Annotated in this window: 12 protein-coding genes; all 12 read left to right on the forward strand. The window is 65.2% G+C overall.

The genetic code is table 11. The features are described from left to right. Window positions 1-6: 6 nt before the first annotated feature. The 12 genes from BLU37_RS09375 (at window position 7) to madM (ending at window position 14,097) form a co-directional block, all read left to right on the forward strand. The gene (locus BLU37_RS09375) at window positions 7-5,916 is read left to right on the forward strand and encodes an Hpt domain-containing protein (protein WP_090204277.1); all 5,910 of its coding nucleotides are present in this window, start codon (window positions 7-9) and stop codon (window positions 5,914-5,916) included. After that, window positions 5,909-6,364 (forward strand): chemotaxis protein CheW, encoded by a 456-nt coding sequence (locus tag BLU37_RS09380; RefSeq protein ID WP_010444897.1) that lies wholly within the window; start codon window positions 5,909-5,911, stop codon window positions 6,362-6,364. Before BLU37_RS09375 ends, BLU37_RS09380 begins: the two co-directional genes overlap by 8 nt. Before the next feature lie 7 nt (window positions 6,365-6,371). Then, window positions 6,372-6,497, forward strand: a complete 126-nt coding sequence (locus tag BLU37_RS29665) for a hypothetical protein (RefSeq protein ID WP_269457979.1) — start codon at window positions 6,372-6,374, stop codon at window positions 6,495-6,497. A 183-nt stretch (window positions 6,498-6,680) separates the two neighbouring features. Further along, complete coding sequence (gene mdcA, locus BLU37_RS09385) at window positions 6,681-8,357, forward strand: malonate decarboxylase subunit alpha (RefSeq protein ID WP_090204279.1); 1,677 nt, start codon at window positions 6,681-6,683, stop codon at window positions 8,355-8,357. Beyond that, on the forward strand, window positions 8,358-9,350 hold the full coding sequence (locus tag BLU37_RS09390) for a triphosphoribosyl-dephospho-CoA synthase (protein WP_029532988.1): 993 nt from the start codon (window positions 8,358-8,360) through the stop codon (window positions 9,348-9,350). It abuts the gene before it with no gap. Continuing rightward, window positions 9,350-9,649 (forward strand): malonate decarboxylase subunit delta, encoded by a 300-nt coding sequence (locus tag BLU37_RS09395; protein ID WP_010444889.1) that lies wholly within the window; start codon window positions 9,350-9,352, stop codon window positions 9,647-9,649. The genes BLU37_RS09390 and BLU37_RS09395 overlap by 1 nt, the downstream gene beginning before the upstream one ends. Further along, entirely contained in the window at window positions 9,642-10,493 is an 852-nt protein-coding gene (locus tag BLU37_RS09400) for a biotin-independent malonate decarboxylase subunit beta (protein ID WP_090204281.1), read from the forward strand. Before BLU37_RS09395 ends, BLU37_RS09400 begins: the two co-directional genes overlap by 8 nt. Then, window positions 10,490-11,293, forward strand: coding sequence for a biotin-independent malonate decarboxylase subunit gamma (mdcE, locus tag BLU37_RS09405; protein WP_090204284.1), 804 nt, complete (start codon window positions 10,490-10,492; stop codon window positions 11,291-11,293). Before BLU37_RS09400 ends, mdcE begins: the two co-directional genes overlap by 4 nt. 6 nt (window positions 11,294-11,299) lie before the next feature. Then, the gene (locus BLU37_RS09410) at window positions 11,300-11,929 is read left to right on the forward strand and encodes a malonate decarboxylase holo-ACP synthase (RefSeq protein ID WP_090204288.1); all 630 of its coding nucleotides are present in this window, start codon (window positions 11,300-11,302) and stop codon (window positions 11,927-11,929) included. After that, the gene (gene mdcH, locus BLU37_RS09415; RefSeq protein WP_090204291.1) at window positions 11,926-12,858 is read left to right on the forward strand and encodes a malonate decarboxylase subunit epsilon; all 933 of its coding nucleotides are present in this window, start codon (window positions 11,926-11,928) and stop codon (window positions 12,856-12,858) included. Before BLU37_RS09410 ends, mdcH begins: the two co-directional genes overlap by 4 nt. A 62-nt stretch (window positions 12,859-12,920) precedes the next feature. Continuing rightward, window positions 12,921-13,331 (forward strand): malonate transporter subunit MadL, encoded by a 411-nt coding sequence (gene madL / locus BLU37_RS09420; RefSeq protein ID WP_019362680.1) that lies wholly within the window; start codon window positions 12,921-12,923, stop codon window positions 13,329-13,331. A 1-nt stretch (window position 13,332) separates the two neighbouring features. Beyond that, a complete protein-coding gene (madM, locus tag BLU37_RS09425; RefSeq protein ID WP_010444879.1) occupies window positions 13,333-14,097 on the forward strand; it encodes a malonate transporter subunit MadM in 765 nt (254 codons plus the stop codon). Window positions 14,098-14,104 lie beyond the last annotated feature (7 nt).

Raw genomic sequence — 14,104 nt, forward strand, 5'->3', positions numbered from 1 at the left:
GCAAGCATGAGCGACCAGCACGACTACGTGGCCCTCGAATGGGTCAAGGATGAGATCGCCGATACCTTGAGGCAGGCCCGCCAGGCGCTGGATGGCCTCGATGAGCCGGAGCACGCGGGCCAGGATATCGCCGAGTGCCTGGCCTGTATCCACCAGGTGCATGGCAGTTTGCAGATGGTCGAGTTCTACGGCGCGGCGCTGTTGGCCGAGGAAATGGAACAACTGGTACTGGCCATGCAAGAAGGGCGGGTCAGCGAACCGGCCGAGGCGGTCAGCCTGTTGCACCAGGCCTTTGCCCAGTTGCCGCTGTACCTGGAGCGTGTGCACAGCGCCCGGCGCGACTTGCCGCTGGTGGTGCTGCCATTGCTCAACGACCTGCGCAGCGCCCGTGGTGAAAGCCGGCTGTCGGAGACCAGCCTGTTCAGTCCGGCCCTGCTGGAGTTGCCGCCCCTCGATGCCCAGGCGCTGGTCGAGCTGGCAACCGCAGAGCTGCCGGGGCTGCTGCGCAAGTGGCGACAGATGCTGCAGACCGCGTTGGTCGGGTTGTTGCGTGAGCAGGACGACGCCACCAACCTGGGCTACATGGCCAAGGTATTCAGCCGTCTCGAAGGGTTGTGCCAGGGCGCTCCGCTGGCGCCGCTGTGGCAGGTCGGTTCGGCGTTGGTCGAAGGCATGCTCGCGGGCGCAATCGGCAACAGCCCGGCGCTGCGCAGCCTGCTCAAGGATGCCGACAAGGAGCTCAAGCGCCTGCTGGAGCAGGGCATCGAAGGGATCAATCAACCTGCGCCGGAAGAGTTGCTCAAGAGCCTGCTGTTCTACATTGCCAAGGCCGAACACCCCACCGCACAAATGCTCGTGCTAAAGGCTCGTTACGGCCTCGACGACGCCTTGCCGGAGACGACCGTGGTCGACGAGGAGCGCGCACGTCTTGCCGGTCCCGACCGCGATGCCATGCGTTCGGTGGTCTCGGCACTTTGCGAGGAACTGGTGCGGGTCAAGGAGCGACTGGATCTGTTCGTGCGCAGTGATCGCCTGCACACCGACGACCTGGGCAGTCTGCTGGCACCCTTGCGGCAGATCGCCGATACCCTGGCGGTGCTGGGCTTTGGCCAGCCGCGCAAGGTCATAATCGACCAGTTGGCGGTGGTCCAGGGCTTGGCCCAGGGCCAGCGCGAACCCAACGATGCGGTTCTGATGGATGTGGCTGGCGCCTTGCTCTATGTCGAGGCGACACTGGCCGGGATGGTCGGCACGGTCGAGCCGCAAAGTCGTGAGGAAAACCGCCTGCCAACCACCGATCTGACGTTGATTCATCAGATCGTGATCAAGGAGGCGCTGCTCTGCCTGCAGCAGGTCAAGGACCTGATCGTCGACTATATCGATGCCGACTGGGACCGCGAGCGCCTGGCGCCGCTGCCCGAGCTGCTGACCCAGGTGCGCGGCGCCTTGTCGATGATTCCTCTGGGGCGTGCGGCGAGCCTGCTGGAAACCTGCAATCACTGCATCCGCGAACAGTTGATCGACGGGCCGGCAGCGCCGTCCTGGCAGCAGCTCGATCGATTGGCCGATGCGTTGAGCGGCATCGAGTATTACCTCGAACGCCTGGCAGAAGATCACGAAGCCCTGGGCGAGCAGGTGCTGGACAAGGTCGAGCAGAGCCTGGATGCCCTGGGTTACTTGCCGGTGGAGCTGGAGGTGCCGCTGCTCGAGGAGGTGCTGAGCCCTACCGAAGCGCTGGTCATGCGCGACCTGCAGGCGTTGGACGACCCCCATGTGGTGCAGTCCCTGGCCGATGTGCTGGCCAACCCGGTCTCGGAACTCAACCCGCCGGCCCGGCAAGTGCCCCGCAGCCTGCTGCCGCCGCCGCCTGACGAGGCGCCGGTCGATGACGAGTTGCGCGAAGTGTTTCTCGAGGAAGCCGCTGAGGTCCTCGATGCCCTGCGCGACTACCTGCCGCGCTGGCTCGCCGATCTTGAAGGCAAGTCGGCTTTGGGCGAACTGCGTCGGGCCTTCCATACCCTCAAGGGCAGTGGCCGGATGGTGCGCGCGCTGGTGCTGGCCGAGTTGGCCTGGGCCATGGAGAACCTGCTCAATCGGGTTCTGGAGCGCAGCCTGGAACCCGGCCCCGAGGTGCCGCAACTGATCGAGGAGGTGGTGCGCCTGCTGCCGGAGCTGGTCGCCGAATTCGCCGCCGATGCCCAGCGCCAGCGCGACGATGTCGACCAGTTGGCGGCCCGCGCCCATGCCCTGGCGAACGTCGCAGGCGAGCAGGATGCCGAGACCGAGGACTGGGTGGAAGGACTCGATCTGCAATTGCTGGAGATCTTCCGCAACGAAGCCGAGTCGCACCTCGACAGCCTCAACCGGTTTCTCGAACAGGCTGCCGAACACCTGCCGCTGCAGGTCAGCGATGAACTGCAACGGGCGCTGCATACCCTCAAGGGCAGCGCCTACATGGCGGGCGTCCTGCCGATGGCCGAGCTGGCCGGGCCGCTCTACTACCTGGTGCGCGAGTTCAAGGCCCATCTGCTGGCGCTGGACCTGGACGAGGTCGAGTTGCTGTTCGAGGCCGAAGGGTTGTTTCGCCAGGGCTTGCAGCAACTGGTGGATGATCCGCTGATCGCCATCGAGGGGGCGCCGCAACTGATCCAGCGTGCCGAAGCGTTGCTGGCAGAGCGGCTCGAAGCCCTGCTGAGCGTACCCAGCAGTGCCTCGCGGCCCCGGCGTGATCCACAACTGATCAGCAGCTTCCTGGCCCAGGGCATGGATATCCTGCTGGATGCCGAGAGCCTGTTGCTGCGCTGGCAGCAGCATCCGGGCGAGCGCCAGGAACTCAATGACCTGCTGGACGAGCTGACCACCCTCGGCCAGGCGGCGCACATCGCCGACCTGGAACCGGTGGACGCGTTGTGCGAAGCCCTGCTGGATATCTACGGTGCTGTCGAGGAAAGCAGCCTGGCGGTCAGCGAGCGGTTCTTCCATGAGGCACAACAGGCCCATGAAGCGCTGATCAATATGCTCGACGAACTGGCCGCCGGTCAGGCGATCAACGCGCAACCGGCGCGGATCCAGGCCCTGCGCGAATTGCTCGACGAAGCGCTCGCCCCGTCCGCCACCGGGTTGATCAGGACCGACGGCGGTCATGCCCAGAGCATCAGCGAACTGAGCGCGGCCACCGCTGCAGCACAGATCGGGCACGTGGACCTGGACGACGAGATCGTGGCGATCTTCCTCGAAGAAGCGGCGGACATCCTCGACAGCGCCGGGCAGGCCCTGCAGCGCTGGCTTGAGGAACCGGACAACGCCGCGCCGCTGTTATCGCTGCAACGTGACTTGCACACGCTCAAGGGCGGTGCCCGGATGGCCGAGGTCGGTCCGGTCGGCGACCTGGCGCACGAGTTGGAAAATCTTTACGAAGGCCTGCTGGATCGACGTTTCCTTCATTCGCCGCCATTGGCCTTGCTGCTGCAGAAGAGCCATGACCATCTGGCCGTGCTGCTGGAGCAGTTGCAAGGTCAGCAGCCGCTGAGCGATCCGGCGTTACTGATCGAGCGCCTTCGGACGTTCCGCCAGCAGGGCGTCGCGTCACCGGTAGTCGAGCCGGTCGAATCCACAGTGGCCGGGCATGATCCGGAACTGCTCGAAGTGTTCCTCGAAGAAGGATTCGACCTCATCGAAAGCTCCGGCAGCGCGTTGCAGCGCTGGCGCGCCGAGCCGTCGAGCCGCCAGGAAGTGGAAAACCTGCTGCGTGATCTGCACACCCTCAAGGGGGGCGCGCGGATGGTCGAGATCGCCGCTATTGGCGATCTGGCCCATGAGCTGGAGTTTCTCTACGAAGGCGTGTCGACCATGCTGTTGCAGCCTGGCGAGGCGTTGTTCGAGCTGCTGCAGGATGGTCATGACCGCCTGGCGCAGATGCTGGATGCGGTACGGGCCGAGCAGCCGGTGCTGCCGGCCGATGCGCTGATCGCCGAGATCCAGGCGTTTGGCCGGCAGCCGCCGGTCGAGCCGCCACTGGTCGTGGAGCCGCCGCCGCCCGTCGCGTTCAAGGGCGAGCCGGCGGCGCCCGAGGCCGAGCGCCCACCCCAGGATATGGTCAAGGTGTCCGCCGATGTCCTGGAAGACCTGGTCAACCTGGCGGGCGAGACGTCGATTTTCCGTGGGCGTATCGAGCAGCAGGTCAATGACGCCAAGGTGGCGCTCAACGAGATGGAAACCACCATCGAACGGATGCGCGACCAACTGCGTCGTCTCGACACCGAGACCCAGGGACGGATTCTCAGCCGCCAGCAGGTGGAGGCCGAGCGCCTGGGCTACGAGGAGTTCGACCCGCTGGAGATGGACCGCCACTCGCAGTTGCAACAGTTGTCGCGGGCCTTGTTCGAGTCGGCTTCCGACCTGCTGGACCTCAAGGAAACCCTGGCCGGCCGCAACCAGGCCGCCGAGAATCTGCTGCTGCAACAGGCACGGGTCAACACCGAGCTGCAGGAGGGCCTGATGCGCACGCGCATGGTGCCGTTCGAGCGCATGGTGCCGCGGTTGAAGCGGGTGGTGCGGCAGGTCGCTGGGGAGTTGGGCAAGGACGTCGAGTTCATCGTCGGTAACGCCGAGGGCGAGGTGGACCGCAATGTCCTGGAGCGGATGGTCGCGCCGCTCGAACACATGCTGCGCAACGCCGTCGACCATGGCCTGGAAAGCACCGAGGCGCGCCTCGCTGCCGGCAAGCCGGAGCAGGGGCGGATCACGCTGGACCTGTCCCATGAGGGCGGCGATATCGTCTTCGATATTCATGACGACGGCGCGGGAGTGCCGCTTGAGGCGGTGCGACGCAAGGCGATCAAGCGCGGGATGATCGAGGAAAGTACCCCCATCAGTGACCGTGACGTCCTGCAGTTCATTCTCCAGCCGGGTTTTTCCACCGCTGAGCGCATCACCCAGATTTCCGGGCGTGGCGTTGGCATGGATGTGGTCCACGAGGAAGTACGGCAGTTGGGCGGGACCATGACCATCGACTCGATCAAGGGTCAGGGTGTGCACTTCCAGATTCGCCTGCCGTTCAGTGTGTCGGTGAACCGGGCACTGATGGTGCAGTGTGGCGAGGAACAGTATGCGATCCCGCTGAATACGGTCGAAGGCCTGGTGCGGGTGCTGCCCAACGAGCTGGAAGGTTATTACCTGATCAACCCGCCGCGTTACGAGTACGCCGGGCAGACCTACGAATTGCGTTATCTGGGCGAACTGCTGAAAACCGTCAGCAAGCCCAAGCTGCTCGGCCTGAGCCAACCGCTGCCGGTGCTGCTGGTGCATTGCAATGAGCAGCGTGTGGCGCTGCAGGTCGACAGCCTGGCGGGCACTCGCGAGATCGTGGTCAAAAGCCTGGGGCCGCAGTTCGCGGCGGTGTCGGGGTTGTCGGGTGCGACGATTCTCGGCGATGGTCGGGTGGTACCGATTCTCGATCTGCTGGCACATGTGCGCACCTCCCAGGCCTGGGTGCCGGTGCCACGGGCCTTGAGCGACCTGGCGGGAGACTTTACGCCGCTGCGGTCACGGCTGGTGCTGGTGGTGGACGACTCGGTCACCGTACGCAAGGTCACCAGCCGCCTGCTGGAGCGCAACGGCATGAGCGTGATCACCGCCAAGGATGGGGTCGACGCGATGACCCTGTTGCAGGAGCACACCCCGGACCTGATGTTGCTGGACATCGAGATGCCGCGCATGGACGGTTTCGAGGTGGCGACCCGGGTGCGCAACGACCCCCGCCTGAAGGACCTGCCGATCATCATGATCACCTCCCGGACCGGCCAGAAGCACCGCGACCGGGCCATGGCCATCGGCGTCAACGACTACCTGGGCAAGCCTTACCAGGAGTCGGTGTTGCTGGAAAGCATCGCCCAGTGGAGCTCTGCCCATGCATGAACACAGTACCAGCAGCCTGACCGGCCTGATGCTGCCCTTGGCCGATCGCTACCTGTTATTGCCGAACGTGGCGGTCGCCGAGTTGATCGATTTCCAGCGTGGCGAACCGGCCAGCGATGCGCCGCCGTGGTACCTGCGGCAAGTGGTCTGGCGCGACCGCCAGTTGCCGCTGATCAGCTTCGAAGCGGCCTGTGGCGGGGCGATCGCCGTGGGCGAGCGGGCTCGGATCGTGGTGCTCAATACCCTCGGCGGGCGCCCGGAACTGCGCTTTATCGCCCTGGTGATCCAGGGGATCCCGCGGTCGTACAAACTCGACAGCCAGCTGAGCTTCGTCGATGTGCCGCTATGCCGCCTGGAGAAGGCTGCGGTTCAGGTCGCAGACCTGGTGGCGAAGATACCGGACCTGCCAGCGCTGGAGCAGTTGGTATTGGAGTCGGGGTTGGCCTGAAGGCTATATGGACGAAGATGAAGGGTTACTGGCAGCTCTGATCGAGAATACCCTTTCGCTGAAGATCGTCGTTGAGCAAGCGATGGTCGAGCTTTACCCTACTGCAGATTTAGGTCCCATCCCACGCCGCTGAACGCGATAAAACTCAAGCCTGGCTTCAACTCATACGGACTATGGCACTGATAAAAACGGTGACGATAAACACCAGCCTATCTGATCGTTAACCTGAGCGTAACAATTCCTCTCTGGGCTTGATTGATGCCCTGTCCGATCACTCCTACTGTCTAGTCCACGACAGCGAACCCGTGGAGTGAGCATGACAACCCCCAATTCCCCCGACTCGCGCTGGACGCGGCGCCGTGCCGAGAAGCAGCGCCGTCTCGAACAGGTGCGAGCCCTCGCCGATGGCGTGGTGTTGCCGACCGAGCAGATCGTCGCCGCGCTGCAAGCCCTGATCATGCCCGGCGACCGGGTGGTGCTGGAGGGCAACAACCAGAAGCAGGCGGACTTCCTCTCCCGCGCCCTGGCCAAGGTCGACCCGGCCCGGCTCCACGATTTGCACATGATCATGCCCAGTGTCGGTCGGGCTGAGCATCTGGACCTGTTCGAACGTGGCATCGCCCGCAAGCTCGACTTCTCCTTCGCCGGCACCCAGAGCCTGCGCATCAGCCAGTTGCTCGAAGACGGTCTGCTGGAAATCGGTGCGATCCACACCTACATCGAACTGTATGCACGGCTGGTGGTGGACCTGATTCCCAATGTGGTGCTCAGCGCCGGCTTCATGGCCGACCGCGCCGGCAACATCTACACCGGCCCCAGCACCGAAGACACCCCGGCGCTGATCGAGCCGGCGGCGTTCAGCGATGGCATCGTTATCGTCCAGGTCAACCAGTTGGTCGACGATGTCAGCGAATTGCCCCGTGTGGACATTCCCGCGTCCTGGGTCGACTTCGTGGTGGTGGCCGACCGACCGTTCTATATCGAACCGCTGTTCACCCGCGATCCGCGGCATATCAAGCCGGTGCATGTGCTGATGGCGATGATGGCGATTCGTGGCATCTACGAGAAGCACAACGTCCAGTCGCTCAACCACGGGATCGGTTTCAACACTGCCGCTATCGAACTGATCCTGCCGACCTACGGCGAATCCCTGGGCCTGAAGGGCAAGATCTGCCGCAACTGGACACTCAACCCGCATCCCACGCTGATCCCGGCGATCGAAAGCGGCTGGGTCGAGAGCGTGCACTGTTTCGGCACCGAACTGGGTATGGAAAAGTACATCGCCGCCCGGCCGGATGTGTTCTTCACCGGGCGCGATGGTTCGTTGCGTTCGAACCGGATGGTTTGCCAACTGGCCGGGCAGTATGCGGTCGACCTGTTTATCGGTGCGACCCTGCAGGTCGATGGTGACGGTCATTCCTCCACCGTGACCCGTGGCCGCCTGGCCGGTTTCGGCGGGGCGCCGAACATGGGCCATGATCCCCGGGGCCGGCGCCATGGCACGCCGGCCTGGCTCGACATGCGCCTGGACAGCAGCGATGCGCCCCAGGCCCTGCTCGAACGCGGCAAGAAGCTGGTGGTGCAGATGGTCGAGACGTTCCAGGAGGGTGGCAAACCCACCTTCGTCGAGACCCTCGATGCGGTGGAGGTGGCGCGCAAAAGCGGCATGCCGCTGGCGCCGATCATGATCTATGGCGACGACGTCACTCACCTGTTGACCGAAGAGGGGATCGCCTACCTGTACAAGGCCCGCACCTTGGAGGAGCGCCAGGCAATGATCGCCGCCGTGGCCGGGGTCACCGCCATCGGTCTGCGGCATAAGCCTGAAGACACCGCGCGGCTGCGCCGCGAAGGGCTGATCGCCTTGCCCGAGGACCTGGGTATCCGTCGTACCGACGCCAGCCGCGAACTGCTGGCGGCCAAGAGTGTGGCCGACCTGGTGGAGTGGTCGGGTGGTCTCTACAACCCGCCTGCACGATTCAGGAGCTGGTAAATGCACGCCTTCAATCTGCAGCCCCAAGCCCTTTCATTGGCCGAGCGTCTGGCGGACTTCGCGGTCGAAGCGCTGATCGACGAAGCCGATCTGTCACCCAAACCGGCGCTGGTCGACCGGCGTGGCAGCGGCGCGCATAGCGACCTGCACCTGGGCTTGATGCATGCCTCGGCATTGTCGTTGTGGCCGATGTTCAAGGAAATGGCCGATGCCGCGATCGCGGCGAGCCGTGACTCGAAGGTGTGGCGAGCGGGCTTTCCCGCGCTCGGTGGCAAAGCCGCCGCACACCCGAAACACTCGGTTCTCCTGCTGCACCGCAGGGTCTGGTTTTGTGACGCCGCCGCCCCACAGCAGCGACAACAGCAGATCAGCCTGGCCTTGCGCGAAGCCCTTGGCCGTATCGGCCGGGAGGGCGAGCAGGCAATGCTCAAGACCACTGGCGGCGTGAATACCCACCGTGGGGCCATCTGGGCGTTGGGCCTGTTGGTGGCGGCGGCGGCGCAGGAACCCGGCTCGCTCTCTGCGGCTGCCCTGACCCTGCGGGCCGCGCGCTTGGCGCTGCTGGAGGATCGTTACGCTCCCGGCAGCAATAGCCATGGGCAGCAGGTAGCCCAACGTTACGGTGCCCGTGGTGCCCGTGAAGAGGCGCAACTGGGCTTCCCCGCCGTGACCCGGCTCGGCCTGCCGCAATTGCGCCGCAGCCGCCTGGCCGGTCATGGCGAACAGAATGCCCGGCTGGATGCGCTGCTGGCGATCATGACCAGCCTGGCCGACACCTGCGTGCTCTACCGCGCCGGCCTGCCGGGCCTGCAGGCCATGCAGCAGGGTGCCCGCGCCGTGCTGGAGGCCGGCGGCAGTGCCAGTCTGGCCGGTCGGCGTTGCCTGCACGAATTGGATCAACAGCTTTTGGCGATGAACGCATCACCAGGCGGTGCGGCGGATCTGCTCGCCGCCTGTCTGCTGATCGATCGTCTCGAACAGGAAGCCTTGTGATGGAAAAACTATCCTTTGAATTCCCCGCCGGGCAGCCGCCCAAGGGCCGTGCGCTGGTGGGTTGCGTCGGCTCCGGCGACCTGGAAGTACTGCTCGAGCCCGGTCGTCCCGGCACCTTGTCGATTCAGGTGACGACCTCGGTCAATGGCAGTTCCGCCCGCTGGCAACACCTGTTCGAGCGACTCTTCGAGGGTCGCCTGCCACCGGCGCTGGCGATCGACATCCACGATTTCGGCGCAACGCCCGGAGTGGTCCGGTTGCGCCTGGAACAAGCTTTCGAGGAGGTCGGCCATGACTGACAGCGAGCGTCTTTTGCACAAGCACAGTTTCGTCGAACTCGGTGCCCGGCAGCGGGCGAGGGCGTTGCTCGACAGCGGCAGTTTCCGTGAGTTGCTCGATCCGTTTGCCCGGGTCATGTCGCCCTGGCTCGAGCGCCAGGGCGTGGTCCCCCAGGCCGATGATGGCGTGGTGATCGCCAAGGGCAGCATCGATGGCCTGCCGGTAGTGATCGCGGCCATCGAAGGCGCATTCCAGGGCGGCAGCCTCGGTGAGGTCGGGGGCGCGAAGATCGCCGGTGCCCTGGAGTTGGCCGCCGAGGACAACCGCAAGGGCATCCCGACCCGCGCCGTGTTGCTGCTGGAAACCGGCGGCGTGCGCTTGCAGGAGGCCAACCTGGGGTTGGCGGCCATCGCCGATATCCATGCGGCGATTGTCGATCTGCGGCGTTATCAGCCGGTGATCGGCGTGGTGGCTGGCAGTGTCGGCTGTTTTGGCGGCATGTCGATTGCGGCGGCGTTGTGCAGTTACCTGGTGCTGACCCGGGAGGCCCGTCTGGGGCTCAATGGTCCGCAGGTGATCGAACAGGAAGCGGGGCTGGAAGAGTACGACTCTCGCGACCGGCCCTTCATCTGGAGCCTGACCGGGGGTGAACAGCGCTTCGCCAGCGGCCTGGTGGACCGCTATGTAAGCGATGACGTGGCGGCGATTCGACAACAGGTCGCTGCCTTGCTGGAGGTCGGCCTGCCCGAGACGCAGCGCAGCCGGCAAGCGGACTGGTATCTGCAACGGCTGGCCGAACTGGATGCCGAGCCGCAGATCGATCCGGCCACGGTACGTGACCTTTTCCAAGGAGAGCGCCCATGAGTGCCTATTCCCTGCGCGGTTTGCACTGGTTCCAGGCCTTGGCTGGCGATGCGGTCGAGGTCGCCGGGCTGCCGGCTTCACTCAAGGTGGCCGATACCGTGCTGGGTAACCAGCCGGTACGGCTGTTGGCGGTGGTACCCGATGCGGCCAACCGTTTTGTCCGTGCCCGCAACGGCGAGGTTGGCCTGCTGGAGGGCTGGGGCCTGGCCAAGGCGGTGGATGAGGTCATCGAGGCCGACAGCACCCGTGGCGCAAAACGCGCGCTGATCGCCATTGTCGATGTGCCGAGCCAAGCCTATGGACGCCGGGAGGAAGCCCTGGGCATCCACCTGGCCCTGGCCGCTGCCGCCGACAGTTATGCCAGGGCTCGTCTGGCGGGGCATGCGGTGATTGCATTGCTGGTGGGCAAGGCGATGTCCGGGGCGTTTCTCGCCCACGGCTACCAGGCCAACCGACTGATCGCCCTGCGTGATCCGGGCGTGATGGTGCATGCCATGGGCAAGGCGTCGGCGGCGCTGGTGACCCTGCGCAGTGTCGAGGAACTCGAGGCCTTGGCCGCCAGCGTGCCGCCGATGGCTTATGACATCGACAGCTATGCCAGCCTCGGCCTGCTCTGGCACACCCTCGATGTGGAGCGGATCGAACAGCCCACGGCGCAGGACCTGGCTCGCGTGCAGGATTGCCTGGGCGCTGCCATCGGCGATGTGGCGCAGCACGGTACGGATCTGAGCGTACGTCTGGGCGCAAACAACCGGGCTGCGTCGAGTCGTGTCCGGCAACTGTTGCGCGAACAGTGGTGAGCTGCGATGTGTAGCGAGGCTCAATACCAGCCCCACGACTTGCTCTGGGGTTTGACCCCGGCGCAGTTGCCGGCGGATGCCCCGGCCTGGGTGAGCGAGGTGCTGGGCCAGGGGCAGCCGGTGGTGGTACGGCGGGCGCTGACGGTGGCAGATCAGGTGCCGGTCGGTGTGCGCGGGACACTGCGCGAGCAGCGTTTCGCGACGCTTATGCCACGCGGGTTGGTTGAGCGTCGGGTCCGTCCCGAGGCGCTGGTCGATTGTTCGTTGGTTACGCGGGACGAGCCGGCATTGCAGGCGCTGCGCCAACTGCGGCCGTTGCTCGATGCCTGGGGGCTGGTCTGGGGCATCAGTGGCAGTGCCGGTTTCGAATTGGCGACCGGCTTGCCGACCGTGCACCCGCAGAGCGATCTCGATTTGATCCTGCGCACACCACAGATGCTCCCGCGACATCGGGCTGCCGAGCTGTTGCAGCAACTCGATAATCCGTTCTGTCGGGTCGACCTGCAGTTGCAGACCCCGCTGGGGGCGGTGGCCTTGGCGGAGTGGGCGGGATCGGCGCAACGTGTGCTGCTCAAGGGGGCTGCCGGTGCGCTGTTGGTGAGCGATCCCTGGAATCTCCAGGAGCACGCGGCGTGAGCAGTCTGCTGGTGTTTCCCGGCCAGGGCGCGCAGCAGCCCGGCATGTTGCGGCGCTTGCCCGATGTGGCGGTGGTCCGCGAGTGCCTGGGCGAAGCCAGCGATGTGCTGGGGGAAAACCTGGGGTTGCTGGACACGGAACAGGCACTGGCCTCGACCCGTGCCGTGCAGCTCTGCCTGCTGGTCGCCGGCGTCGCCGGAGCCCGGCTGCTGTTGGAGAACAGTATGCCGCCGGCCTACGTGGCCGGCCTGTCGATCGGCGCCTATCCGGCGGCGGTCGTGGCTGGAGCGCTGGATTTCGCCGATGCGCTGCGGCTGGTCGGCCTGCGCGGCCGCCTGATGCAGCAGGCTTATCCACAGGGCTACGGAATGACCGCGCTGATCGGCCTGGACCTGACGGCTGTGGATAAGTTGCTGGCCCAGGTGCATGGCCCAGGCACCCCGGTCTATCTGGCGAATATCAATGCCGACAACCAGTGTGTGATCGCTGGCAGCGAGGAGGCGATGGCACGGGTCGGCGCAGCGATGAAACAGCAGGGTGGCGTAGCCAGGCGTCTGGCGGTCAGCGTGCCTTCGCACTGCCCGTTGCTGGATGAACCGGCGCAAGAGCTGGCGAGCGCATTCGCCGGAATACCGATGCAGGTGCCACGGTTGGGCTACCTCAGTGGCAGCAGCGCCCGGCTGTTGCGTAGCGCTGAGCAGATCCGCGATGACCTGGCGTTCAACATGTGCCGGCTCGTCGATTGGCGCGGCACCGTACAAAGCGCCTACGAGCGCGGCGTGCGCCTGCAGATCGAATTGCCACCGGGCGCGGTCTTGACCGGCCTGGCGCGCCGGGTATTCGAACAAGGCAGCGTGATGGCCTTCGACGGTGCCCGGCTGGACAGTCTCAAGGCACTGCTGGATGAGGAGGGACGCCGCCACCGATAAAGACCGGCTGCTTCGAAGGACAAAAACAACAACTTCGACAACGCGATGCGAGGATAACAACAATGATTATTTACGGTGTGGCACTGCTGGCGGTCTGTACGTTGGCAGGGGTGGTGCTGGGTGACATGCTCGGCGTGCTGTTGGGCGTCAAATCCAATGTTGGCGGCGTCGGGATTGCGATGATCCTGTTGATCTGCGCCCGCTTGTGGATGGACAAGCACGGCGGCATGAGCAAGGACTGCGAGATGGGCGTCGGCTTCTGGGGAGCACTGTACATTCCCGTGGTGGTCGCGATGGCCGCCAACCAGAACGTGGTCACCGCCTTGCACGGTGGCCCGGTTGCAGTGCTGGCGGCTGTCGGTTCGGTGCTGCTGTGCGGTTGCACCATCGCCCTGATCAGCCGTACCAACAAGGGCGAGCCGTTGCCTGCCGAGCCATCGGTGCCGGATGCCCATGTCGCGGGAGGTCGCTGATATGTGGACACTTGTCGAGAAAGCACTGGAACACAATGGGCTGATCACCGCATTCGCGCTGGTCGGGGTGGTGATGTGGCTGTCGGTGCTGTTGTCCAGGCACCTGACTTTGGGTCGTATTCACGGTTCGGCGATCGCCATCGTGATCGGCCTGGTACTGGCCTGGATCGGCGGCACGCTGACCGGCGGGCAGAAGGGCCTGGCGGACATGGCGTTGTTCTCCGGCATTGGCCTGATGGGCGGTGCCATGTTGCGGGATTTCGCGATCGTCGCGACCGCTTTCGAGGTGCAGGCCACCGAGGCGAGGAAAGCTGGCCTGATCGGCGCGGTATCCCTGCTGTTGGGCACGGTGTTGCCGTTCATTGTCGGCGCGAGCATGGCCTGGGCCTTCGGCTATCGTGATGCAGTGAGCATGACCACCATCGGTGCCGGCGCAGTGACCTATATCGTCGGGCCGGTGACCGGTGCCGCGATTGGCGCCAGTTCCGATGTGATGGCCTTGTCGATCGCCACGGGCCTGATCAAGGCGATCATCGTGATGGTCGGCACGCCGGTAGCGGCGCGCTGGATGGGCCTGGACAACCCGCGTTCGGCCATGGTGTTCGGCGGCCTGGCTGGCACGGTCAGCGGGGTAACGGCCGGGCTCGCGGCGACGGATCGGCGACTGGTGCCCTATGGTGCGCTGACCGCCACGTTCCATACCGGTCTTGGCTGCCTGCTTGGGCCATCGGTGCTGTTCTTCATCGTGCGTGGGCTGGTCGGCTGAACCGTGT

The sequence above is a fragment of the Pseudomonas asplenii genome (assembly GCF_900105475.1).
Lineage (GTDB): Bacteria > Pseudomonadota > Gammaproteobacteria > Pseudomonadales > Pseudomonadaceae > Aquipseudomonas > Aquipseudomonas asplenii.

Bases quoted from the DNA above. Each gene is read 5' to 3' on its own strand.
- BLU37_RS09375 (WP_090204277.1), top strand. From the start codon at position 7: ATGAGCGACCAGCACGACTACGTGGCCCTCGAATGGGTCAAGGATGAG.
- BLU37_RS09380 (WP_010444897.1), top strand. From the start codon at position 5,909: ATGCATGAACACAGTACCAGCAGCCTGACCGGCCTGATGCTGCCCTTG.
- BLU37_RS29665 (WP_269457979.1), top strand. From the start codon at position 6,372: ATGGACGAAGATGAAGGGTTACTGGCAGCTCTGATCGAGAATACCCTT.
- mdcA (WP_090204279.1), top strand. From the start codon at position 6,681: ATGACAACCCCCAATTCCCCCGACTCGCGCTGGACGCGGCGCCGTGCC.
- BLU37_RS09390 (WP_029532988.1), top strand. From the start codon at position 8,358: ATGCACGCCTTCAATCTGCAGCCCCAAGCCCTTTCATTGGCCGAGCGT.
- BLU37_RS09395 (WP_010444889.1), top strand. From the start codon at position 9,350: ATGGAAAAACTATCCTTTGAATTCCCCGCCGGGCAGCCGCCCAAGGGC.
- BLU37_RS09400 (WP_090204281.1), top strand. From the start codon at position 9,642: ATGACTGACAGCGAGCGTCTTTTGCACAAGCACAGTTTCGTCGAACTC.
- mdcE (WP_090204284.1), top strand. From the start codon at position 10,490: ATGAGTGCCTATTCCCTGCGCGGTTTGCACTGGTTCCAGGCCTTGGCT.
- BLU37_RS09410 (WP_090204288.1), top strand. From the start codon at position 11,300: ATGTGTAGCGAGGCTCAATACCAGCCCCACGACTTGCTCTGGGGTTTG.
- madL (WP_019362680.1), top strand. From the start codon at position 12,921: ATGATTATTTACGGTGTGGCACTGCTGGCGGTCTGTACGTTGGCAGGG.
- madM (WP_010444879.1), top strand. From the start codon at position 13,333: ATGTGGACACTTGTCGAGAAAGCACTGGAACACAATGGGCTGATCACC.